Raw genomic sequence first — 21,603 nt, forward strand, 5'->3', positions numbered from 1 at the left:
CCAGGCCAGATGGAACAACGACTTCCTTCTCCGCGCCCTCGCCCATATGCGATAGCCCTACCCGCAAGCGGGAGAGGGGGCGCAGCTTCGTGTTGGCACCATTCGATCCAATCTCACCATGCGCTAATTGTGCTCGCTCGGGCCCATGATGACGATGTTCTCGGTGCGCTCGACGTGGCGGACGAAGATGTATTTGTCCTCGCGCCCGTCGCTGTGCTTGCGCTTGATGTCGGGCTGCACGGTGCCGGATACTTTTGCCACGACCAGATACGGCTCCCGCGCCGCCAGTCCTTCCGCGCAATGCTTATCGAATTCCTCCACCGTGTGCGCGGTGTGGGCGCGCGTCACGCCTGCGCCACGCGCGATCGCGGCGATGTCAACGCGGCCGCTCGCGGTGTGCGTCGGCGGGCCGCCGATCGACTGGTAGCATTCATTGTCCCAGACCACGATGAACAGGTTGTTCGGCTGCTCGTTGGCGATGGTGGCGAGGATGCCGAGGTTGAACATCATGCCGCCGTCGGTATCGAGCGAGACGATGCGCCGGTGCGGCAGGCCGGCGGCGAGCCCAAGGGCCTGCGCGCTGACGCAGCCGAGCTGCTGCTGGAACAGGCTGGCGTCGCGCATATGCGGGGCGGCGTTGTACCATTCGTCGACGCTGGCGCCGAGCGAGAGGATCACGAGCTCATCGGAGAGCCTGCGCGCCAGCGCCTTCATGCAGTCGAACCGCTTCATCGCACCACACTCCCGCCCAGCGCGACCGCCGAGTGATAATAGGCTGAGTAGGACCAACTGAACGCATCGGTGATGGCACGCTCGATCCGCTCCTCTTCCGTCACGATGCGATAGGGAATCCGCAGCGCATTCAGCACCGGCTCCATGGTGATGCCGTGCGGGATCGCCCACCAATTGTTCTCGCCGAGCTCGCCGCGATAGCTCATCAGCATCACCACGGGGATGCCGGCGCCGAGCCCCATCCGCGCCAACGGCTCGACCGAGGCGCGCAAGCCGGAATTCTCCATCACCAGCGCCGCGCGCTTGCCGGACAGGAACACGCCGCCGCAGATCGCCGCCCCCTCGCCTTCATTGGTGACGCGAATGGTGCGGATGTCAGGGTCGGCATCGAGCGCCGGATAGAGCTCCTTGAACAAAGAGTCCGGCAGATAGCAGACGATGCTGACACCTGCTTTCTTCAGGCCGCGGATCACGGCGTCGACTGCGGATGGCTTCATGCAGATTCCTTTTCGGGCAAATTCTCAGGTGCGAGATGTTCTGAATAGGCCCTGATTTCTCACCAGCCTGATGCGCCCAGCGCAACATGTCTCAGCCGCCGGAGAGACCCTCGATCGCCCGCGTCAGCATGGTGGCGAGGCTCGAGGCCGCTTCCGACATGCCGGACTTGGCGCGCGACAGCAGCACCAGCTTGCGCGGCCGCAATTTGGGGTCGCGCAGCGGCACGAACACCAAGGCTCCGCTCCTGATCTCGCGCTGGACGCCGATCCGGGTCTGCAGCGCGACGCTGTTACCGCGCATCGCAAGATCGGCCATGACGGTGATCGAGTTCGTCAGCGCCCGCCGCCCGAAATCGATCGAGGAGCCGTTCAGCGCCTCCTCGATCGAGGCGCCGAGCGAGAGGCTGGCATCCGACAGCACCACGCGCTCGCCGGCGAGATCGAACAGTTTGAGTTCACTGCGGCCGGCGAGCCGATGCCCGGGATGCATCAGCGCGCCTAGATTCAGCACGGTGCCGGCGAGCCGCTGCGCGTTGCGCGGCGTCTTGATGTCGAAGGCGATGCCGATGTCGCATTCGCCGTCAGCCACCGCATCGAACGCATGTTCCGATCCCATCACCTTGATGTCGACGGTGATTGCCGGATAGCTCTCCCAGAACGTCGACATCACGTCGAGCAACAGCCCGCGCGCGATGCTCTCCACCACCGCCACCGTGACAGTGCCGCGACGAAGGCCCTGGAGATCGTTGATCTCGGTGTAGGCGCGCGTCATCTCGCCCTGGCTAGCGCGCGTGCGGTAGAGCAGGATTTCGCCGGCGCTGGTGAGTTTCAAGCGCTGGCGGATGCGCTCGAACAGCGGCGTCTGCAGCTCGTCCTCGAGCTGGCCGATCACGCGGCTGATCGAGGACGGCGCGACATTGAGCACGCGCGCGGCCTGCCGGATCGAGCCGAGCTGGGCGACGAGCTGGAAATAATGCAGGCGCGTCGAGATCAGGCCGAGCCGGTGTGGGTCCATCGTGCTATTCGAACAGCGGCGCGAGCCGCATTTCCGGCACCAGCACCAATCCCTTGTCGGTGAGGCGGATTTCGGGGATCACCGACAGCGGGATCAGGTTGAAGCCCATATAGGGAATGGTGCAACCGGCCTCCTGCCATGCCACCTTGAGTTTCTGTACCTCTTCGGCGACCTCGGTCACCCGCTTGTCGGAGAGCAGGCCCGCGATCGGCAGCGGCACCATCGCCTTCACCTTGCCGTCGGCAACGACGCAGACGCCGCCCTGATGGTCCTTGATCGCGGCGAGCGCGACCTGCATGTCATCCTCGTTGGTGCCGGCAATGATGATGTTGTGGCTATCATGCCCCACGCTCGATGCCACCGCTCCACGTTTGAGGCCGAAATCCTTGAGCAGACCATGGGCGACATTGCCGGCCGACTTGCCGTGGCGCTCCACCACAGTGACGAAGCAGAGGCCATCGCGCTCGAACAGCGGCTGCCAGTCGTTGGCCGGCTCGATCGCGACGCGGTCGTGGATTAGGGTAATGCCGGGCAGCGCGGTCCGGATGGCGTTGACGGTGCAAGCCTCGGTCGGCAGCGCCGGCGTCAGCTTCACCTTATCAGGCAGTTTCACGGTCGAATATGCGGCTTGCGGATAGCGATAGCGCTTCGACAGCGAGGCATCGAGTAATGCAGTGATCTTGCCGTTCTCGACCACGCATTCGCCGCCATACCAGGTGGCGTGTGGCCTCAGCGAATCGTCGAGCAGCACCAGGTCGGCACGCCGGCCGCCGCCGAGGCCGCCGATCTCGCCGTCGGCACCGAAGCGCGTGGCGCCGTGCAGCGACCCCATCGACCATGCCTGTTCCGGCGACATGCCGGCCTTCACTGCCTCGCGCACGACCCAGTCGAGACCGAATTGCAGGAGATCATCGGCGTCGCGATCGTCGGTGCAGAGGGCGACGCGCTTATGCGACGCGCCGAGCTCGGTGATGGTGCGGATCGCCTGCGGCAGCGAATGCCACGGCGTGGTCGGCGGACCGCCACGCAGGAAGATCCACACGCCTGCCTCCAGCAGATCGTCGGCGATATCGCGGTCGATCGCCTCATGGGTATCGGTGACACCGCTTGCCGCGTAGGCCGCAACGAATTCGCGGCCATAGACATGGCCCGACACCGGCCGGCCGCGCTTCAGCGCCGCGGCAAGGATCGCGTGGCTGCGCTCGTCGCCGAGCGTCACGGGAACGAAATCCATCTTCTCGCCGAGCGCCACCGCCTCCGGCCAGCGGTCGAACAGGCTCGCGATCTTCTCCGCCGTGAGATCGCCGCCGGCGGTCTCGAGTTCCGGCGAGGTGGCCGGCACCGTGCTCGGCACGGTGAGGAAGATCGAGAGCGGCGCCTCGCGCGCATCTTCCAGCATGGCCTCGACGCCGGCAACGTCCATCACATTTCCGATCTCGTGGCTGTCGCAGAAGATCGTCGTGGTGCCGTTGAGCAGCGCCGCTTCCGCATAGGCGCAGGCCGTCACCATCGAGGATTCGATATGGATGTGCGGATCGACCAGCCCCGGCGCGATGATGCCGCCGGCGACGTCCTTGATCGCAGCGTCGCCGCCGGCAGCCTTGTGCGTGCCGGCCGGCTTCACCGCGGCGATCCGCCCGCCCGCGATCCAGATTTCCCTGTTGTCGATGATCCGCTCCGAATAGGTCGAGAGCACGCGCGCGCCCGTGATGACGAGATCGGGCGCCGCCCGCCCCGATGCGACGTCGGCGAGACGGCGGGTCATGGTGTGGAGCGGCCGGACGGAAAAGCGGGTGAGCCTGGTCATGGGGGCCTCTTACGTTGCGCGTGCGTGATCGGCCTCAATAATAGTCGGGAATGCCCGGCATGGTCACGAAACCTGGGATCGCCCGCACGCGGCGCATCCAGCGCCGCAGTGCCGGATAGGCCTCATGTTCGATGCCGAAATCGCGGCTCAGCGCGATTGCCGGGAACAGCGCGAGATCGGCAAGTGACGGATTGTCGCCGACGAACCAGGCGGCACGATCAAATTCGCGTGCCGTCATGTGATCCTCCATCAGGCGGAAGGCGCTTCGCGCAGCAAACCCCAAGGCCACTTCATCGCCTGACGCGTCGAACATCGCCAGCCGCCGCGCGAGAAAGGCGGCATGGAGATCGCGGCCGGCAAATTGCAGCCACATTGCGACCAAGCCGTGCGCTTTCGGTTCGGCCGGCAGCCACGTGTTACCGTTGTCATAGGCGCGGACGAGATAGGTCATGATCGCTTCCGCTTCGCTCAGCACGAATTCGCTGTTCGCGAGGATCGGCAGGCTGCCGCGCGGATTGAGTGCCATTAGCGCGGGTGCGAGATGTTCACGGCCCGGCACCACGTTGACCGCGACTTTGCGGTAGGACAATCCGAGCACGGACAAGAGTAGCCGCACCTTGTAGCAATTTTCGTCGAGCTCGAAGTCGTAGAGGGTGATCTCGCTCACGGCGCCACCTCGTGACGCAGTTCGCCGACGTACCGCGCCGCCCCTTCGATCTCACGCCGCAAGGCTTCACCCCAGGCGGAGACACGTTTCTGGCTATCGCCGGAATAGACGTCCGGCGGTCCCGCGATGACGATATGCAGCGCGGATTCCACGTCGGATAGCGGCTGCACCGCGACCAGAATTTCGTCGCCACCGCTCTTGAGCGAGACCAGAGCATCGGTTCGCGACCGCTGCGTCGCGCCGGCCGCGTTCTTGAGCGCTGGGCATTCGGCCAGGACAAGCGCGTCGAACACCTTGGCTGCCGAAGCATCGACATAGAGGCTGCGCACCGGCGTCACCGGGGCGCCCTCGGCAAACCCGATGATGTCCTGCGGCGCGTCGCTGTCGAGCTCGTTATAGGCCCAGACGATGCCGAGCCGTTCGATCGACGGATAGGTCGCAACCCGAATCGTACCCGGCACGGCAAGATCGGGATGTGCCGGAATATAGCGGCATTGCGCCGAGGTGTCGTACTGCCAGCCGTGATAGAGACAGGCGATATGATTGTCGCGCACGAAGCCGAAACTCAAGCGCATGCCGCGATGCGGGCAGCGGTCTTCCCAGACATGCGAGGTATCAGCGCTGTCGCGCCAGACCACAAGCTCGCGGCCGAACAACCGCGTGCCAGTGGACATGCCGCGCTCCAGCCCCTCCGCCAGCGCGACCGGATACCAACCTGTTTCCATCAGCCCATCTCCATCACCAAGCCCAAAGCACGACTTACACCGAGGCATTTTTCCGCCAGACATCCCGCACCAGGCAGTCGATCGGCCCGAGGCTGCACGCCATCTCGAACGCGTCGACCAGCGCCGGCTGTCCTGAAACTGCTACCTCGATGCAATCAGGCGTCGCCGTCTCCACCATTGCATCGAGCTGCAAACGCCGCGCGCGGTGGTTGACGAACTCGACAAAACTCTCGACGCGAAACTGTCCGCTGAAGACGATGACGGTTGCTCCCTGCATGCGCTCACATCCCTGTGGTTCGATTTATTCGAGCGTGCCGCGATCAGGGCAAGCGGAAAGATTGCCCATGCATATCCTTTGAGCAGAGAAGCAGCGATCTGCTTGTTTTTTAAGGCATCGTTGCCGAACGATGTTGCGCTGGATCGATCACCGCAATCGAAAAAAAGCGCCTATGCGAAACAGGGAACGACAGACAGGCTGAATGTGCGCAAGCGTGCGGGATGGGCCGGTGATGCCGCCGATGCGCGGGCTGCGGCATGGACCTTGCTACTGAAATCCTTCGGTAACCGAGCGCCGACACGCTGTGTCGGCGATCGGCTTTGCCCGGAGTTTCCGGCAGGTCTTGGTCACGGCAACCATCCGCAAGAGAACACAGGCTCCAACACGAGGCTTAGCTCAATCATGTCAGACCTCCGCCATCTGTCCCGCCGGCGCTTCCTGAACCTCGGTGCCGCCGCCGGTTCCTCGCTCCTGCTGCCGCCAGGCCTGATCCGCTCCGCGCGCGCCGCGGCGCCGCTGCCGGCGGTCGCCGAGAAAGATGCCGTGATCGCCTTCGGCCACACCGGTCCCGTCACCGACGAAGGCTGGACGTGGAGTCACGACCAGGGGATGAAGGCGGTGAAAGCGGCGTTCCCGCAGGTGAAGACCGTGTTCGTGGAGAGCATCCCCTACTCCGCCGATGCGACGCGCACTTACCGCCAGTTCGTCTCCGAGAATGCCTGCATGGTGTTCGCGACCTCGAACTACGCCGACTTTCTCTACGACGTGGCGAAGCGCTCGCCGAAGGTCGCGTTCTACGAATGCGACGGCCGCAACCCGCTCGACAATCTCAGCACCTATTATGTCGCGCACTGGTACCCGACCTATGTCACCGGCGTCGCCGCCGGCCTGATGAGCAAGAGCGGCAAGCTCGGCTATGTCGCATCCTTCCCGGTGCCATCGGTGTTCTCCGGCACCAACGCGTTCCTGATGGGCGCACGCTCGGTCAATCCGAACGCAACCATGCAGGTCATCACGATCAATTCCTGGTTCGATCCGCAGGCAGCCACCCCAAGCCGGCACCGCGCTGCTCGACAATGGCTGCGACCTCCTGTTCGGCATCATGGACGAGGCCGGATATCTGCAGGTCGCCGAGAAGCGCGGCGCCAAGGCGGTGATGTGGAACACGGATATCCGCCGCTACGGGCCGAAGGCCTACATCAGCTCGATCGTCATCGACTTCAAGCAATACTATGTCGGTGAGGTGAAGAAGCGGCTCGAAGGCACCTGGACGCCCTCCACCACCATCCTGCCGATGGGCGCCGGCGTCGACCGCGACGCCTGGGGCGAGAGCGTGCCGGAGGAGGTGCGCAAGCAGGCTGACGCCGTGCGCGAAAAGATCCTTGGCGGATGGTCGCCTTTCGTCGGCGAGATCAAGGACGCCAAGGGCAATGTGAAGGCCGCCAGCGGCCAACGCATGAGCGAGGCCCAGCTCTACAACTGGGATTGGCCGATCGCCGGCATCTCCGGGCTCTGACGCGCAATCGTGATGGCGATGCCCGTTGTCACCGAGCGTCCTCCCGGCACGCCGCCACTCGTGCAGCTCCGGGGCATCGCCAAGTATTTTCCCGGCGTCGTTGCCAACCAGGATGTGGACCTCGAAGTATGGCCCGGCGAGATCCACGCACTCCTGGGTGAGAACGGCGCCGGGAAATCCACGTTGATGAATATCCTCACCGGCATCTACCAGGCGGATGCCGGGGAGATCATCATCGACGGTTACCTGAAGAGCTTCGCCTCGCCGGTGGAAGCGATCGCGGCCGGCATTGGCATGGTGCATCAGCACTTCAAATTGGTGCGCGCCTTCACCGTCGCCGAGAACATCCATCTCGGCTGGTCGGAAACGCCGCGCGCGATCAGCGCACAGGAACTGGAAGCGCGCACCGCGCAGCTTTCGGCCTCGCTCAATCTCGCGGTTCGTCCTGGCGCGCGGATCGACGAACTCTCGACCGGCGAGCAGCAGCGGGTCGAGATCTTGCGCGTGCTCGCCCGCAAGGCGCGTGTATTGATCCTGGACGAGCCGACCGCGGTGCTGACGCCCTCGGAAGCGCGCGAATTGTTCAAGGCGCTGAAGGAATTCGTCGCGCGCGGCAACGCCGTGATCTTCATCAGTCACAAGCTGGATGAGGTGCTTGAGATTTCCGACCGCATCACCGTGCTGCGCGGCGGCCGCAAAGTGGCGACCGAGCCGACCAGCGCCTGCAGCGAGACGATGCTGGCGAAACTGATGGTCGGCCACGAGATCGTGCTCGACGACCTCCGCGCACGCGGACCGAACGCGGTCGCCAAATCCAACGGGCCCGTGGTCAGCCTGCGCGAGGTGACGGCGCGGGACAGCACCGGGCATACCGTCCTGAACAAGGTTTCGCTCGATATCGCGGGCGGAGAGATTCTCGGCATCGCAGGGGTGGCCGGCAATGGGCAGAAAGAGCTGAGCGAACTTCTGACCGGAATGCGCGCGGCCAGCTCCGGACAGATCATGCTCGGCGGGCGCGATGTCTCGGCCGCAGGCGCCGGTGATTTCGCGGATTTCGGCGTCGGCCATATCCCTGAGGACCGGCTGCGCAGTGGACTTGCGCCCGCGCTCAGCGTCACCGACAACGCGGTGATCCGCGAATATGACCGCGCGCCGGTCTCGCTCGGACCGCGGTACCGGCCGCGCGCGGCAGCGGCGCTGGCGCGCAAAATCGCGGAAGCTGCCGGCGTGATGGTGCCGAACTATTCGATGCCGATCCGCAACCTCTCCGGCGGCAATCAGCAGCGCTTCGTAGCGCGGCGCGAGATGCGGATCGCGACGAAACTTCTGGTCGCCGCCTATCCGAGCCGCGGCCTCGACGTCGGCGCGATCAACACGATGATGCGCTACTTCGTCGAGCTGCGCGACGCCGGTGTCGGCATCGTCGTGATCTCGGAAGAGCTCGAGGAGCTGCTGAACCTCTCCGACCGCATCGCGGTGATGTTCCACGGCGAGATCATGGGCATCGTCGACAGCGCGGGCGCCGATATCGAACAGATCGGCCTGATGATGGGCGGCCAGCGCGCGGCCAGACCAGTGCGCGCGGCTGCGATGGTGCATTGACGATGGCGATCCGCCTGCAACGCCTGCCGTCGGCCTCGCCTGGCATCGCGCTTGCGGCGCGCGCGATCGCGATCCTGTTCGCGCTCATCACCGCCGGCCTCCTGCTCGCGGCCAGCGGCGCGCAGCCGCTCAAGCTGGCGCTGCAGGTTCTGAGGTCCACGTTCGGCTCCGGTTTCGGGCTCGAGGACGTCGGCCTGCTGGTCACACCGCTGATCCTCACCGGGCTTTCGGTCGCCGTCGCGCTCAGGATCGGCGCCTGGAATATCGGCGCGGAAGGACAATTCTATGCCGGCGCCTTTGCCGCGACCGGCGTGGCGCTGTTCGTCCCCGGTCCCACCATCGTGATGCTGCCGCTGATGTTCGTCGCCGGCGCAATTGGCGGTCTGATCTGGATCCTGGTGCCGACGCTTGCGCGCGCCTATGCCGATGTCAGCGAGCTCATCACGACGCTCTTGCTCAACTTCGTCGCCACGCTGCTGGTCTATTATGTCGCGACCGGCCCATGGCTCGATCCCGGCGGCCATGCGCTGGGGACCACCGCGCGGCTGAAGCACGACGTGCCCGAATTCATCGGCATGGTGCATTGGGGCTTTCCGATCGCGATCCTGGTGGCCGTGATCACGGCCGCCGCCTTCAGCTTCACGCGCTGGGGCTATGAGGTGCGGATCGCGGGCTCCAACCCGCAGGCCGCCAAATATGCCGGCATGCCGTTCCGCCGCCATTTGATCGTGGTGATGCTGCTGTCGGGCGCGATCGCTGGCATCGCCGGCATGCTCGAGGTCGCCGGCACCGTGCATCGGCTGCAGGGCGGCATCTCCAACAATTTCGGCTATCTCGGCATCATGGTCGCAGTGCTGGCGCGCGGCTCCTGCATCGGCGTGATCGCCGGTGCGGCGCTGATGGCCGTGATCCTCAACTCCGGCATCATCCTGCAGACGCAGGGCGTCAATACGTCCACCGTGCTCGCCATCACCGGGCTGATCCTGTTCTTCACCGCTGTCGGCGACGAGCTCGCGCATTTCCGCATCGTCAGCAGCAAACCAGCCGAGGCCTGAAGATGGACCTGATCGCAGGCATCCTGCACACTTCGCTGCTTGCCGGCGGCGTGCTGGCGCTGGCCGCGCTTGGCGAGGTGCTGGCCGAGCGCGTCGGCGTGGTCAATCTCGGCGTCGAAGGATTGATGGCGCTCGGCGCGATCACCGGCATTGCCGCGGTCGTGACGACCAAGAGTCCGACCGCCGGTTTCGCACTGGCGCTCGCTGTAGGTTTGCTGGTCGGCATGGTGTTTGCCGCGATCACGGTCTACCTGCGCGCCAACCAGGTGCTGTGCGGCCTCGCATTGACCTTGATGGGCACCGGCTTTGCCGCGACCGTCGGCAAGGCCTATTCCGGAATCCCGGCACCGGCGACGTTTACCGGCGTCGAGATCCCTATCTCAGCTCGATCCCGCTGATCGGCCAGGTGCTGTTCACGCAGAATGTGCTGGTCTACCTGATCTACATCATCCTGCCGGTGATGCTGCATGTCCTGATGTTCCGCACCCGGCATGGCCTCAACCTGCGCGCCGTCGGCGAGAACCCGGCAGCAGCCGATGCGGCAGGGATCGCCGTGCAAAGAATCCGCTTCTGGTATGTGACCGCGGGCGCGGCGCTCGCTGCCGGCGCCGGCGCCTATCTCACGCTCGCCTTCGTGCCGTCATGGTCGGAAGGCGTCGTCGCCGGCCGCGGCTGGATCGCGGTGGCGCTGGTCATCTTTGCCGGCTACCGCCCGCTGAATGCGGTGCTGGCGGCGCTGCTGTTCGGTGTCATCACCTCGCTCGGCTTCGTCGGGCAGGCGCGCAACTGGCCGATCGCTGCGCCCGTGCTCTCGATGCTGCCCTATCTCGGCACCATCGCCTTCATCGTCGTTCCCGTCGTGGCATGGCACCGCATGCGCCAGGTGATGGCCGCGCCTGCCGCGCTCGGCGTTCCCTATTATCGTGACCTGCGGTGACCTTATGTCGACGCTGCTTGTAAAGAACATCGATCATCTCGCGACCTTCGACGATGCCAATCGCGAGATCAAAGGCGGCGCGCTGTTCGTCCGCGACAATGTCGTTGAGGCGGTCGGCAGCAATGCGGAGCTTGCGCATCTTGTCGCCGACGACGTGCTCGATCTTTCCGGATATCTGGTGATGCCCGGCATGGTCAACACCCACCATCACATGTACCAGAACCTGACGCGGGTGATGGTGCAGGACGATGAATTGTTCGTCTGGCTGACCACGCTCTATCCGATCTGGGCGGAGCTCGATAACGAGGCGATCTATGTCTCGGCCCGCGTCGCGATGGCGGAATTGATCGCCTCCGGCTGCACCGCCAGCTCCGATCATCTCTATATCCAGCCCAATAATGTCCGGCTCGACAGCACGATCCAGGCGGCACAGGAGCTCGGCCTGCGCTTCCACGCCGCGCGCGGCGCGATGTCCCGCGGCGAGAGCCAGGGCGGACTGCCCCCGGACAATTGCGTCGAGAAGGAAGCGGACATCCTGAAAGATGCCGAACGGCTGATCCAGACCTACCATGATCCAAGCCGGCACGCGATGAGCCGGATCGTGCTCGCGCCCTGCTCGCCCTTCTCGGTAACACCAGGCCTGATGAAGGAAGCCGCCCAGCTTGCGCGCAGCCACAAGGCTGTACACCTGCATGCGCATCTCGCGGAAGATCTCGACGAAGAGGTCTATTGCCGCGATATCTACGGCATGCGGCCGGTGGAATTCGCCGGCTCGGTCGACTGGCTCGGGCCCGACGTGTGGTTCGCCCATGCCATCTTCCTCGACAGCGGCGAGATCAAGATGTTTGCCGAGACCGGCACCGGCATGGTGCACTGCCCCTCCGCCAACATGCGGTGCGGCCAGGGGATCGCAAAAATCCGCGAGATGCGTGACGCCGGCGTCACCTGCGGGCTCGGTGTCGACGGCTCGGCCTCCAACGACACCTCGAACCTGTTCCTCGAGGCGCGGCTGGCGCAGATGCTGCAGCGGGTCGCGCCGCACCGCTATCTCTCGGAGGCGCCCGGCGGCCGCGGCGGATTCGGCGGCAGCCCGAAGGCGCTGTCGGCGCGCGAGGCGCTGGACATGGCGACGCGAGGCGGTGCCAGGCTACTCGGCCGCGACGACATCGGCTATCTCGCGCCCGGCATGAGCGCGGATTTCATCGCGGTCAGGCTCAATCAGCTCGGACTCTCCGGGACCCAGCGCGATCCGCTGGCGGCGATGATCATGTGCGGTCCGTTCAAGGTGGACTATTCCTTCATCAACGGGCGCAACATCATCCGCCGCGGAGAATTTGTGCATCACGACGTCGAGGCGTCGCTTGCGGACCACGCGAAGATCATGCAACGAATCTACCGGCAATAGGCCGACCGCAACGAAGCGGAGCTTGCACCATGAATGGCTACATCGACCCCGGCACGCTGAACCAGTGGTATGTGCTGGATGCGCTCACCGACATCCCGGCATCGCCCCGGCGCAATCGCCTGCTCGGCGTTGAGCTGACCACGTTCCGCGACGCGGATGGCGCGATCATCGTCTCGGCGGAAGACCGCGACGATCCGCTGCCGGTGCGGGAGCGTTACGGCTACCTCTGGACCACGCTGGGAAAACCTGATCGCGACGTGTTGCCGCTTCCCGAAGCCGAGGAGAAGGACCGGCGGCATGTGATCTGCGGCGCGGTCTCGGTGCGCTCGTCGGGCTTGCGCATCGTCGAGAATTTTTTGGATATGGCGCATTTCCCGTTCGTCCACACCGATATCCTCGGCGCCGAGCCGCATACGGAGGTGCGCCACTACACGACGGAGATCCGCCGCGACGTCGACGAAGTCTGGGCCACCGACTGCGAATTCTTCCAGCCGCAGGCGGCGTTGTCGGCCCAGGACGGCAGCGTCACGCAATATATCTACCGGGTCGCCGCCCCCTTCGCGACGCTGCTCTACAAGACCTGCCTGAATGTCGCCAATCGCTGGGATGTGATCTGCCTGTTCGTGCAGCCGCTCGACCCCGACCATTGCCGCGCCCATCCGGTGAGTTTCCTGATCGACGACACCTCCGAACTCGCCGATCTCATCCAGTTCCAGCAAATGATCTTCCTGCAGGACCGCATCATCCTGGAAAACCAGCGCCCGCGGCTGCTGCCGCTGGAACCGCGCGCGGAAATCCCGACCCGGGCCGACGCCTCCTCCGTGGTATATCGGCGCTGGCTGAAGGAAAAAGGGGTGCTTTACGGAACCACGCTCGGCGCAACGGCGGCATTTTCGTAGGGGTATTGGAACATCTTGTGACTAGAGCATTTTCGGTTCTGATTGAATCAGACCGAAGCTCTCGATTCTTGTTTTTGACGCGTTTTGTTCACGCGAACCGGTGTCCACTTCGCTCGAAAACGCTGTGATGCGTTGGCAGGCAGGGTGATGGCTGTCACAGGCATGCCAAACTATGGCCGTACCGGCGTTAAATACACGCGATTCCCGTCACCCCTCATGATCGCTGCATTTTTATGCCGAGCAACAGTCTCCGACTCATCACGATTGCGCTCACCTGTCTGCTGCTGCTGATTGCGCCGGCGCGATCGCAAATGCTTCTTCCGAACACGTCGCCGCCTCCTCCGCCACCGACAGCAGCGGCGCAGGCGCAAGCGACCCTGGATATCCTGCAGGACGACCACAAGCGGGCGCAGCTCATCCAGACGCTGCAGACCATCGCGAAAGCGTCCTCCTCCGGCGCGCCCGCGCAGCCGCAAGGTTCGGCGTCGCCGCCGGCCTTCACCGATAATCTCGGCGTCCAGCTTCTCGCCGAAGTCTCGGACTGGTTCGGCGACGTCTCGGACCAGCTCGCCACCGCGGCCCGCACCGTGTCCGACTTTCCGATGATCTGGGGCTGGCTGGTCAATCTCACCACCAATCCGTACATGCAGCAGATGCTGCTCGACACGGCGTGGCGGCTCGTGCTCGTCATCGCCTGCGCTTTCATGGCGGAATGGATCATCCGCCGCGTGATCCGGCGTCCGCTCGCCGCCATCGACCGCTATATTCCATTGCGCGCGCGGCATGCAGATACCGTGCGGGATGCGGGTGCGGCCACCGAAACGCAGCCGGTCCGGCGCTGGCATGCAACGCTCACCTATGCTTGGCAGCTCGCCATCCGGCTTCCCTTTGCATTGGCGCGGCTGTTTCTGGACCTGCTGCCGGTGATCTGCTTCGCGGCGATCGGCAATCTCCTGCTCGCGACCGACATCGGCCGCGCACCGACGCCCCGCGTCGTCATCTTGGCGATGGTCAATGCTTACGTGATCTACGGCAGCATCCTCGCTGTCACCGCGGCGGTGATCTCCCCGGCTTCCAGCCAGCCCAGCCTGTTCATCATCCGCGACGAGGCCGCCGCCTATCTCGACATCTGGTGGCGGCGCATCGTGGCCGTCACCGTGTTCGGAGTCGCCCTCGCCAACATCGCGCTGCTGCTCGGCCTGTATCGGCCGGCCTATCACGCCCTGATCCGGCTGTTGATGCTGGTGGTGCACCTGTTCGTGGTCATCATCATCCTGCAATGCCGCCGCGGCGTCGCCGACTGGATCCGGGCGCCTGAAGGCGCGCGAGGGCCGCTCGTGGTGATGCGCAACCGATTCGCCGACGTCTGGCACATTCTCGCGATCGTCCTCGACCTCGCGCTATGGACCGTGTGGGCGCTGCGGGTGCAAAACGGCTATGCGCTGCTGTTCCGCTATTTCGTCGCCAGCGTCGCCGTGCTCCTGATCGCGCGGCTGGCGCAGATCGCGATGATGGCGGCGCTGGACCGCGTGTTCCGCATCAGCCCGGAATTCACTCGCCAGTTTCCGGGCCTCGAAGCACGCGCCAACCGGTATTTCCCTGCGTTGCGGAGCATCGTCTCGGGCGTGATCGCTGTCATCACCGTGATCGCGCTGCTCGAGGTCTGGGGCCTGGATGCAGCGGAATGGTTCACCAGCGATCATATCGGCGGACGCCTGCTATCGGCGCTGATCACGGTCGCCATCGCCGGCGTGGTCGCGCTTGCGATCTGGGAAGCGGTGAATGCCGCCGTCGAGCAGCATCTGCTGCAGCTCTCGCGCGAGGGACGCTACGCCCGCGCCGCGCGGATGCGCACCTTCCTGCCGATGCTGCGCACGACACTGCTGTCGATCATCCTCACCGTCGTCGCGCTGACGGCGCTGAGCCAGCTCGGCGTCAACATCGCGCCACTCCTGGCCGGCGCCGGCATCGTCGGCATCGCCATCGGCTTCGGCTCGCAGAAACTGGTGCAGGACGTCATCACCGGGCTGTTCCTCCTGCTCGAGAACGCGATGCAGGTCGGCGACTTCGTTACCGTGTCGGGCCTGTCCGGTGTCGTCGAGAATCTCTCGATCCGCACCATCCGGCTCCGCGCCGGCGACGGTTCCGTGCACATCATCCCCTTCAGCTCGGTGACATCAGTCACCAATACCAACCGCGGCATCGGCAATGCCTCGGTCAGCGTCAACGTGGACTACAACGAAGATCCCGATCGGGTCGGTTCCGTGCTGAAGGAGATCGGCGCCGAGCTGCGCAAGGATCCCGCATTCCAGCACATGATCCGCGGCGATCTTGATCTCTGGGGCGTCGACAAGGTCGACGCCACCATGACGACCATCGTCGGGCAGATCCAATGCACCGACTCCGGACGCTGGCCGGTGCAGCGTGAGTTCTACCGGCGCATGAAGAAGCGCTTCCACGAGCTCAACATCCAGATCGCCCGGCCACCGCAGACGATGCTCGTGCTGCAGTCGCCACTCGAGCGGAAGGACGAGCCACGCGGCGCGGAAGCCGCGGAATAACCGCGGCGATATTCCGTGCAGCAGCATGATCCGAACCGATCGGATCGGTTGTACATCGCAAGCCTCCCACCTCTCCCATAACGAGAGCCTGCCCAACGAGTCGCGTCAAAAGCGCACCCGATGGCGCGCGCGAGGAGTCACGCGCGCTCGCAGGACCTTTTCTTCGCCCGTCCTGATCGTGTCCCCACTGCGGCCACGAGCCGCATCTGCATTTTCAAAAAACGAGTATGGTAGCTGCCAACGAGCTTGGAAGCAGTCGTTGCATCCACGAAGCTGTTGCAAGCGCGCTGGCCGGTGATACGATCCAAACAACGGTGGGGAAACGCTGAAATTGCCGCATTGCAACGCAAGCTGAGCGGCAAATTTCTCCTCACGAAAAATCGGCAACAGACCGATGCAAGAGGGAGGACTGCAAGGTGAAGCTAACGAACATTTTTTTCGAACTTCCGGCATGCTCGTTGGCCGCCACCATCAGCGGGTAAGCCTTTGTACGGCTACATTGTGCGCCGGCTGCTGGCGCTGATCCCTACGCTGCTGTTCGCCAGTCTGATCGTGTTCGCCACGGTACGGATGATTCCGGGCGACGTGATCGACATGATGCTGAGCCAGAACGATCTGGCGGCTGACAAGCTGAGCCGCGAACAGCTCGTTCATGCGCTCGGCCTCGACAAGCCTATGGCCGAACAATACCTGATCTGGATCGCCGGCATCTTGAAAGGCGATTTCGGCCAGTCGCTCTGGCAGTCGACTCCCGTCCTCGAGCTCGTCCTGCAGCGCCTGCCTGTCACCTTCGAGCTCGGCGTCATCGCGCTCGCGGTGGGTCTCGTGATCGCGCTCCCGATCGGCGTCTACTCCGCCGTTCGGCAGGACACGGTAGGCGATTTCGTCGCGCGCTCGTTTTCGATCCTCCTGCTGGCCGTGCCGAGCTTCTGGATGGGCACCATGGTGATGGTGTTCCCATCGATCTGGTGGGGCTGGTCGCCCGAAGTGAACTACGTGAAGTTCGCCGACGACCCGATCCAGAACCTCAAGCAGATGATCGTGCCGGCCTTGGTTCTCGGCGCGAGCCTGTCGGCTGTCACGATGCGCATGACGCGCACCATGATGCTGGAGGTGCTGCGCCAGGACTACATCCGCACCGCCCGCGCCAAGGGTCTCAATCAACGCCTCGTCATCATGCGCCACGCCTTGCGCAACGCGCTCATCCCGGTGATTACGCTCGTGGGTCTCCAGGCCCCCTTGCTGATCGGCGGCGCCATCATCATCGAGCAGATCTTCGTCATCCCCGGCATGGGGCTTCTCCTGCTTGAGGCGGTGAATCAGCGAGACTACCCGATTATCACCGGCGTGTTCCTGACGGTGGGACTCGCAGTGATGCTCATCAACCTCATGGTCGATCTCAGCTACGGGCTGCTCGATCCCCGGGTGAGGACCAGATGACGGCGATCGAACAGGCCAATCCCTCCGTCGGCCAGGAGAGCAGACGCAACCCGGCACTGCAGTTTCTGGGCCGCCTGTTCCGCGAGAAGCCGTTTGGTGCCGCGGCCGGAATCATCTTTCTGCTGTTCGTCTTTGCCGGCCTGTTCGCGGATGTGCTGGCGCCCTATGGCTTCAACGAGATCAATCCCATACAGCGGCTGAAGCCGCCGTCGTGGGCGCATCTCTTCGGCACCGACAATCTCGGCCGGGACCTGTTCTCGCGCTGCCTGTATGGCGCCCGCCTTTCGGTGATCATTGGTTTCTCGGCCGCGTTTCTCGCAACCGTGATCTCGGTGCTGATCGGCGCGCTGACAGGCTATCTCGGCGGCCGCTTCGATATGATCACGCAGCGGTTCGTCGATGCCTACATGTCCTTTCCCGAACTGGTGATCCTGATCGCCGTCGTCTCCGTGGTCGGTCCGGGCATGCCGCAGATCATCGGCGTGTTGAGCCTTGCCTTCGGCATCGCCGGCTCCCGCATCATACGCGGCGCCGTCGTCTCCGTGCGCGAGCACATGTATGTGCACGCCAGCCAGTCGATCGGTGCCTCCACCAGCCGCATCCTTTGGCGGCATATCCTACCCAACATCATGCCGCCGATCATCGTGCTGTTCACGACCCGCGTCGGCGCCGTGATCCTCGTCGAATCCGGACTGTCGTTTCTCGGTCTTGGCGTTCCCCCGCCGGCGCCGACCTGGGGCGGACTGCTGTCGGGCAGCGGGCGAACCTACATGTTCCAGGGTCCATGGCTGGCGCTGGCGCCGGGGCTCTGCCTGACCATCGTCGTCTATGCCACCAACGTCTTTGGCGATGCCCTGCGCGACCTGCTCGACCCGCGCATGCGCGGATCGCGATAGCCGGCGGCCATACAAAACAAACAAAGAGGAGGGAGAGGAACATGGATCGGAAGACGACGTTCGGCGGTTTCGCGCGAGGTTTGGCCATCGCGGCCACGCTTGGCCTGGCGCAGTCGCCAGCCCTGGCGGACGAAAAGCCGCAAGCGGGCGGCACGCTCAACATCGGCATGGTCTATGTGACCCTGTCGCCCCTGTCGTGGGATCCCGCCGACTGGACCTGGAAATTCCAGCAGGACACCGGGCTGATGTACGAACAGCTCTTTGTCGGCGATCTTTCCAAGGCCAAGCGCAACGGCGGCAAATACAGCTTCGTGCCCGACGCCTGGCTGCCGAGCGACGCCATCAAGGGTGAACTCGCGGAAAGCTGGGAATGGAAGGAAAATCCACTCCGAGTCGAGGTCAAGCTCCGCAAGGGCGTGATGTTTCCCGAAAAGCCGGGCGTGATGGCCTCACGCGAACTCGTCGCCGACGACGTCGTGCAAAGCTACTACCGCCTCGACAAGAGCCCGAAGAAGGTCCCGACCTATTTCGATCATGTGCAGAAAGTCGAGGCGACCGACCCGCATACGGTCGTCTTTACCTTCAACAACTATCACGCCGAGTGGGATTACCGTTTCGGCTGGGGCTACTATTCCGGCATCGTGCCGAAGGAAGTGGTCGACGCCGGCGCCGGCAACTGGAAGAACGCCAACGGCACCGGCCCATTCATGCTGACCGACTATGTCCAGGGCAACGCGGTCACATTCTCGAAGAACCCGGTCTACTGGGACAAGGAAAAGATCGGCGGCCAGGAGTACAAGCTGCCGTTCGTCGACAAGATCGTCTATCGCACCATAAAGGACGAGGCCACATACCTCACCGCGCTCCGCACTGCCAAGCTCGACCTTCTCGAATCGATCAGATGGACCGCCGTGGACGAATTGAAGAAGAGTGCGCCCCAATTGCAGTGGTCGCGTTCGCTCGGGACCGGCGGCACCTTCCTCGCCATGCGCGTCGACACCAAGCCGTTCGACGACATTCGTGTGCGACGCGCCCTGAACATGGCGGTCAACAAGAAGGAGATCGTGGCCTCCTACTATAATGGCAATGCCGAACTGTTCGCCTATCCCATGCATCCGGACTACATCGGCTATTACGAGCCGCTGGAGAGCATGCCCGACAGCGTGAAGGAGCTCTTCACCTACAATCCTGACAAGGCGAAGGCCTTGCTGAAGGAGGCCGGATACCCAAACGGCTTCTCCTTCAAGGTCCAGGTCTGCTCCTGCTCGCCGGATCACATGGATCTGCTGCCGCTGGTTGCGGCTTATCTAGAGAAAGTGGGCGTCAAGCTGGAGATCCAGCCGATGGAATATGGCGCCTTCCTCTCCGCCATGACGACGAAGACCAACGCCGCGGGCTATTTCATGCGCAACGGCCACACCAATCCCACGACGTCGATCCGCAAGAGCTTCGTCACCAAGCAGACCTGGAATCCGTCGCAATACTCCGATCCAGAGTTCGATAAAAAGATGAACGACGTCTACCTGGAGCGGGACGAGTCAAAGCGCCAGGAAATGATCAAGGCGTTGACGCGCGAGATCGTGGACAAGGTCCCCTATATCTGGCTGCCCGTCGACTACTTCTATACGGCATGGTGGCCGTGGGTGAAGAACTATGGCGGCGAACTGCGTGTCGGCTCCGAGCGACCCGGTCCTATCCATGCTCGACTCTGGATCGATCAGGGCTTGAAGAAGAAGCTTGGTTATTAGGAACGGTGAGCCTTGCAATGACGACGGCAGCCAAACCTCTCCTTAGCGTACGCAACCTCGTGACCCGGTTCGGTCGCGGGCGGGGGGCGGTGACTGCCGTCGATGATGTCTCCTTCGATGTCGGCGTGGGCGAGACGGTGGCGATCGTTGGCGAGTCGGGCTCAGGCAAGAGCGTGACCGCGCTGTCGATCCTGCGCCTGATCCCCTCGCCGCCCGGCCGGATCGAAAGCGGCGAGATCCTGTTCGAAGGCACTGACCTCACCAAGCTCTCCGAGCGCGAGATCATGGAGATACGCGGCAACCGCATCGCCATGATCTTCCAGGAGCCGATGAGCTCGCTCAATCCGGTGCTCACGGTGGGATTGCAGGTTGCCGAACCGATCAATGTCCATCGGCGCAAGCCCTGGGATGCGGCGCTCGGCACGGCCAAGCAACTGCTCGGACGGGTGCGGATGTCGGATGCGGAATCGCGGCTCCGCGCCTATCCGCATCAGTTCTCGGGCGGCATGCGCCAGCGTGCCATGATCGCAATGGCGCTGGCCTGCGAGCCACGGCTGATCATCGCGGACGAGCCGACCACGGCGCTGGACGTGACCGTTCAGGCGCAGATCCTCGATCTCCTGAAGGATCTCGCCCAAAGTTCCCATTGCTCGCTGATCCTGATCACGCACGACCTCGGAGTGGTCGCACGATATGCGGACCGCGTCGTCGTGATGTATGCGGGGCGCGTGGTGGAACAGGCGCCGGCGCGCGAGCTTTATGCCAATCCCCGCCACCCCTATACGCGCGGCCTGATGGCGTCGGTGCCGCGGCTCGACGGCGACACCAGTAAGCGCCTGGTGCCGATCGACGGACAGCCGCCCAACCTCGCCAGGCTGCCGACAGGATGCGCGTTCGCGCCGCGCTGCAGGCAGGCCACAGACCTTTGCCACCGGGAGCGGCCGGCACTGGCCGCGATAGCACCGCAACACCAAGCCGCCTGTTGGCTGGAGACACCTGCACATGTCTGAGGCCGATGTCCTCCTCCGCGTCGATGATCTGCAGGTGCACTTCCCCGTGCACAAGGGCGCGGTGTTCCGCAAGCAGGTGGCGACGGTAAAGGCCGTCGACGGCGTCTCCTTCCAGTTGAAACGCGGCGAGACGCTTGGCCTTGTCGGCGAGAGCGGTTGCGGAAAATCGACGACGGGCCTTGCAATCCTGCGGATGTTGGAGCCGTCCGGCGGGCGTATCGAGTTCGAAGGCCAGGACATTACCCATTTCGACAAGTCCAGCCTGCGTCCGCTGCGCCGGCGCATGCAGATGGTCTATCAGGATCCGTTCGGATCGCTCAATCCGCGCATGAAGGTCCGCGATATCATCGGCGAACCGCTCGAGGTTCATGGCCTCGCGAACGACAGGAAGGCATTTGATCAACGGATCGCGCAACTGATGCGGACGGTCGGCCTGCTGCCCGACATGGCCGACCGCTTCCCGCATGAATTCTCCGGCGGCCAACGACAGCGGATCGGCATTGCGCGTGCGCTGGCGCTCGAGCCCGCGCTGATCATCTGCGATGAGCCGGTCTCTGCGCTTGACGTGTCGATCCAGGCGCAGGTCGTGAACGTCTTCGTCGAGCTGCAGCAACGGCTCGGCATGGCCTATCTCTTCATCGCCCATGACCTTGCCGTGGTCCGCCACGTCAGCGACCGCATCGCCGTGATGTACCTTGGGCGGATCGTCGAAATCGCGGCGCGGGACGAGATTTATCGTAGGGTCTGTTGGGATTCAGGATTCTCATTCGTGCTTGGCTGTGATTCAAGCTTTGGATGGAACGATTCGTTTTGA

21 protein-coding genes are annotated in these 21,603 nt (G+C 64.0%); 14 read left to right on the forward strand and 7 right to left on the reverse strand.

Annotated elements, in window-relative coordinates:
- Positions 1-123: 123 nt before the first annotated feature.
- The 7 genes from AAFX91_RS23745 to AAFX91_RS23775 all read right to left on the reverse strand — a co-directional run bounded on the left by AAFX91_RS23745 (position 124) and on the right by AAFX91_RS23775 (position 5,720).
- Positions 124-732 (reverse strand): thiamine pyrophosphate-dependent enzyme, encoded by a 609-nt coding sequence (locus AAFX91_RS23745; protein WP_394568106.1) that lies wholly within the window; start codon positions 730-732, stop codon positions 124-126.
- Positions 729-1,229 carry a thiamine pyrophosphate-binding protein gene (locus AAFX91_RS23750; RefSeq protein ID WP_028162666.1) on the reverse strand — a complete coding sequence of 167 codons (501 nt, stop codon included), beginning with the start codon at positions 1,227-1,229 and terminating at the stop codon, positions 729-731. Before AAFX91_RS23750 ends, AAFX91_RS23745 begins: the two co-directional genes overlap by 4 nt.
- Before the next feature lie 91 nt (positions 1,230-1,320).
- On the reverse strand, positions 1,321-2,244 hold the full coding sequence (locus tag AAFX91_RS23755; RefSeq protein WP_130578246.1) for a LysR family transcriptional regulator: 924 nt from the start codon (positions 2,242-2,244) through the stop codon (positions 1,321-1,323).
- Positions 2,245-2,248: 4 nt separating this feature from the next.
- Positions 2,249-4,051 carry an adenine deaminase gene (locus AAFX91_RS23760; protein ID WP_394568107.1) on the reverse strand — a complete coding sequence of 601 codons (1,803 nt, stop codon included), beginning with the start codon at positions 4,049-4,051 and terminating at the stop codon, positions 2,249-2,251.
- Between the two features lie 34 nt (positions 4,052-4,085).
- The gene (locus AAFX91_RS23765) at positions 4,086-4,718 is read right to left on the reverse strand and encodes a glutathione S-transferase family protein (RefSeq protein ID WP_394568108.1); all 633 of its coding nucleotides are present in this window, start codon (positions 4,716-4,718) and stop codon (positions 4,086-4,088) included.
- Positions 4,715-5,443 carry a Rieske 2Fe-2S domain-containing protein gene (locus AAFX91_RS23770; protein ID WP_394568109.1) on the reverse strand — a complete coding sequence of 243 codons (729 nt, stop codon included), beginning with the start codon at positions 5,441-5,443 and terminating at the stop codon, positions 4,715-4,717. Before AAFX91_RS23770 ends, AAFX91_RS23765 begins: the two co-directional genes overlap by 4 nt.
- A 34-nt stretch (positions 5,444-5,477) precedes the next feature.
- A complete protein-coding gene (locus tag AAFX91_RS23775; RefSeq protein WP_394568111.1) occupies positions 5,478-5,720 on the reverse strand; it encodes a hypothetical protein in 243 nt (80 codons plus the stop codon).
- 402 nt (positions 5,721-6,122) lie between these two features.
- On the opposite strand from AAFX91_RS23775, the gene AAFX91_RS23780 reads away from it, so the two are divergent.
- From AAFX91_RS23780 to AAFX91_RS23845, 14 genes are all read left to right on the forward strand, one after another.
- Complete coding sequence (locus tag AAFX91_RS23780) at positions 6,123-6,962, forward strand: BMP family ABC transporter substrate-binding protein (protein ID WP_394568112.1); 840 nt, start codon at positions 6,123-6,125, stop codon at positions 6,960-6,962.
- Positions 6,877-7,236, forward strand: a complete 360-nt coding sequence (locus AAFX91_RS23785) for a hypothetical protein (protein WP_394568113.1) — start codon at positions 6,877-6,879, stop codon at positions 7,234-7,236. The genes AAFX91_RS23780 and AAFX91_RS23785 overlap by 86 nt, the downstream gene beginning before the upstream one ends.
- A gap of 12 nt (positions 7,237-7,248) precedes the next feature.
- On the forward strand, positions 7,249-8,838 hold the full coding sequence (locus AAFX91_RS23790) for an ABC transporter ATP-binding protein (protein ID WP_394568114.1): 1,590 nt from the start codon (positions 7,249-7,251) through the stop codon (positions 8,836-8,838).
- 2 nt (positions 8,839-8,840) lie between these two features.
- Positions 8,841-9,893: an ABC transporter permease gene (locus AAFX91_RS23795; RefSeq protein WP_394568115.1), complete on the forward strand. Its 1,053-nt coding sequence runs from the start codon at positions 8,841-8,843 to the stop codon at positions 9,891-9,893.
- 2 nt (positions 9,894-9,895) lie between these two features.
- Complete coding sequence (locus tag AAFX91_RS23800; protein WP_394568116.1) at positions 9,896-10,291, forward strand: hypothetical protein; 396 nt, start codon at positions 9,896-9,898, stop codon at positions 10,289-10,291.
- 8 nt (positions 10,292-10,299) lie between these two features.
- Complete coding sequence (locus AAFX91_RS23805) at positions 10,300-10,830, forward strand: hypothetical protein (RefSeq protein WP_394568117.1); 531 nt, start codon at positions 10,300-10,302, stop codon at positions 10,828-10,830.
- Between the two features lie 4 nt (positions 10,831-10,834).
- Positions 10,835-12,235 carry an 8-oxoguanine deaminase gene (locus AAFX91_RS23810; protein ID WP_394568118.1) on the forward strand — a complete coding sequence of 467 codons (1,401 nt, stop codon included), beginning with the start codon at positions 10,835-10,837 and terminating at the stop codon, positions 12,233-12,235.
- Positions 12,236-12,264: 29 nt separating this feature from the next.
- Positions 12,265-13,134, forward strand: a complete 870-nt coding sequence (locus AAFX91_RS23815) for an aromatic ring-hydroxylating dioxygenase subunit alpha (RefSeq protein WP_394568119.1) — start codon at positions 12,265-12,267, stop codon at positions 13,132-13,134.
- A 311-nt stretch (positions 13,135-13,445) separates the two neighbouring features.
- Positions 13,446-15,695, forward strand: coding sequence for a mechanosensitive ion channel domain-containing protein (locus tag AAFX91_RS23820; protein WP_394568120.1), 2,250 nt, complete (start codon positions 13,446-13,448; stop codon positions 15,693-15,695).
- 486 nt (positions 15,696-16,181) lie between these two features.
- A complete protein-coding gene (locus AAFX91_RS23825; protein ID WP_394568121.1) occupies positions 16,182-17,135 on the forward strand; it encodes an ABC transporter permease in 954 nt (317 codons plus the stop codon).
- Positions 17,132-18,031: an ABC transporter permease gene (locus tag AAFX91_RS23830; RefSeq protein WP_394568122.1), complete on the forward strand. Its 900-nt coding sequence runs from the start codon at positions 17,132-17,134 to the stop codon at positions 18,029-18,031. Before AAFX91_RS23825 ends, AAFX91_RS23830 begins: the two co-directional genes overlap by 4 nt.
- Before the next feature lie 41 nt (positions 18,032-18,072).
- Positions 18,073-19,779 carry an ABC transporter substrate-binding protein gene (locus AAFX91_RS23835; protein WP_394568123.1) on the forward strand — a complete coding sequence of 569 codons (1,707 nt, stop codon included), beginning with the start codon at positions 18,073-18,075 and terminating at the stop codon, positions 19,777-19,779.
- 17 nt (positions 19,780-19,796) lie between these two features.
- Complete coding sequence (locus AAFX91_RS23840) at positions 19,797-20,789, forward strand: ABC transporter ATP-binding protein (protein WP_394568124.1); 993 nt, start codon at positions 19,797-19,799, stop codon at positions 20,787-20,789.
- Entirely contained in the window at positions 20,782-21,603 is an 822-nt protein-coding gene (locus AAFX91_RS23845) for an ABC transporter ATP-binding protein (protein ID WP_394568126.1), read from the forward strand. Before AAFX91_RS23840 ends, AAFX91_RS23845 begins: the two co-directional genes overlap by 8 nt.

The sequence above is a fragment of the Bradyrhizobium sp. 31Argb genome, from assembly GCF_043638955.1.
GTDB lineage: Bacteria > Pseudomonadota > Alphaproteobacteria > Rhizobiales > Xanthobacteraceae > Bradyrhizobium.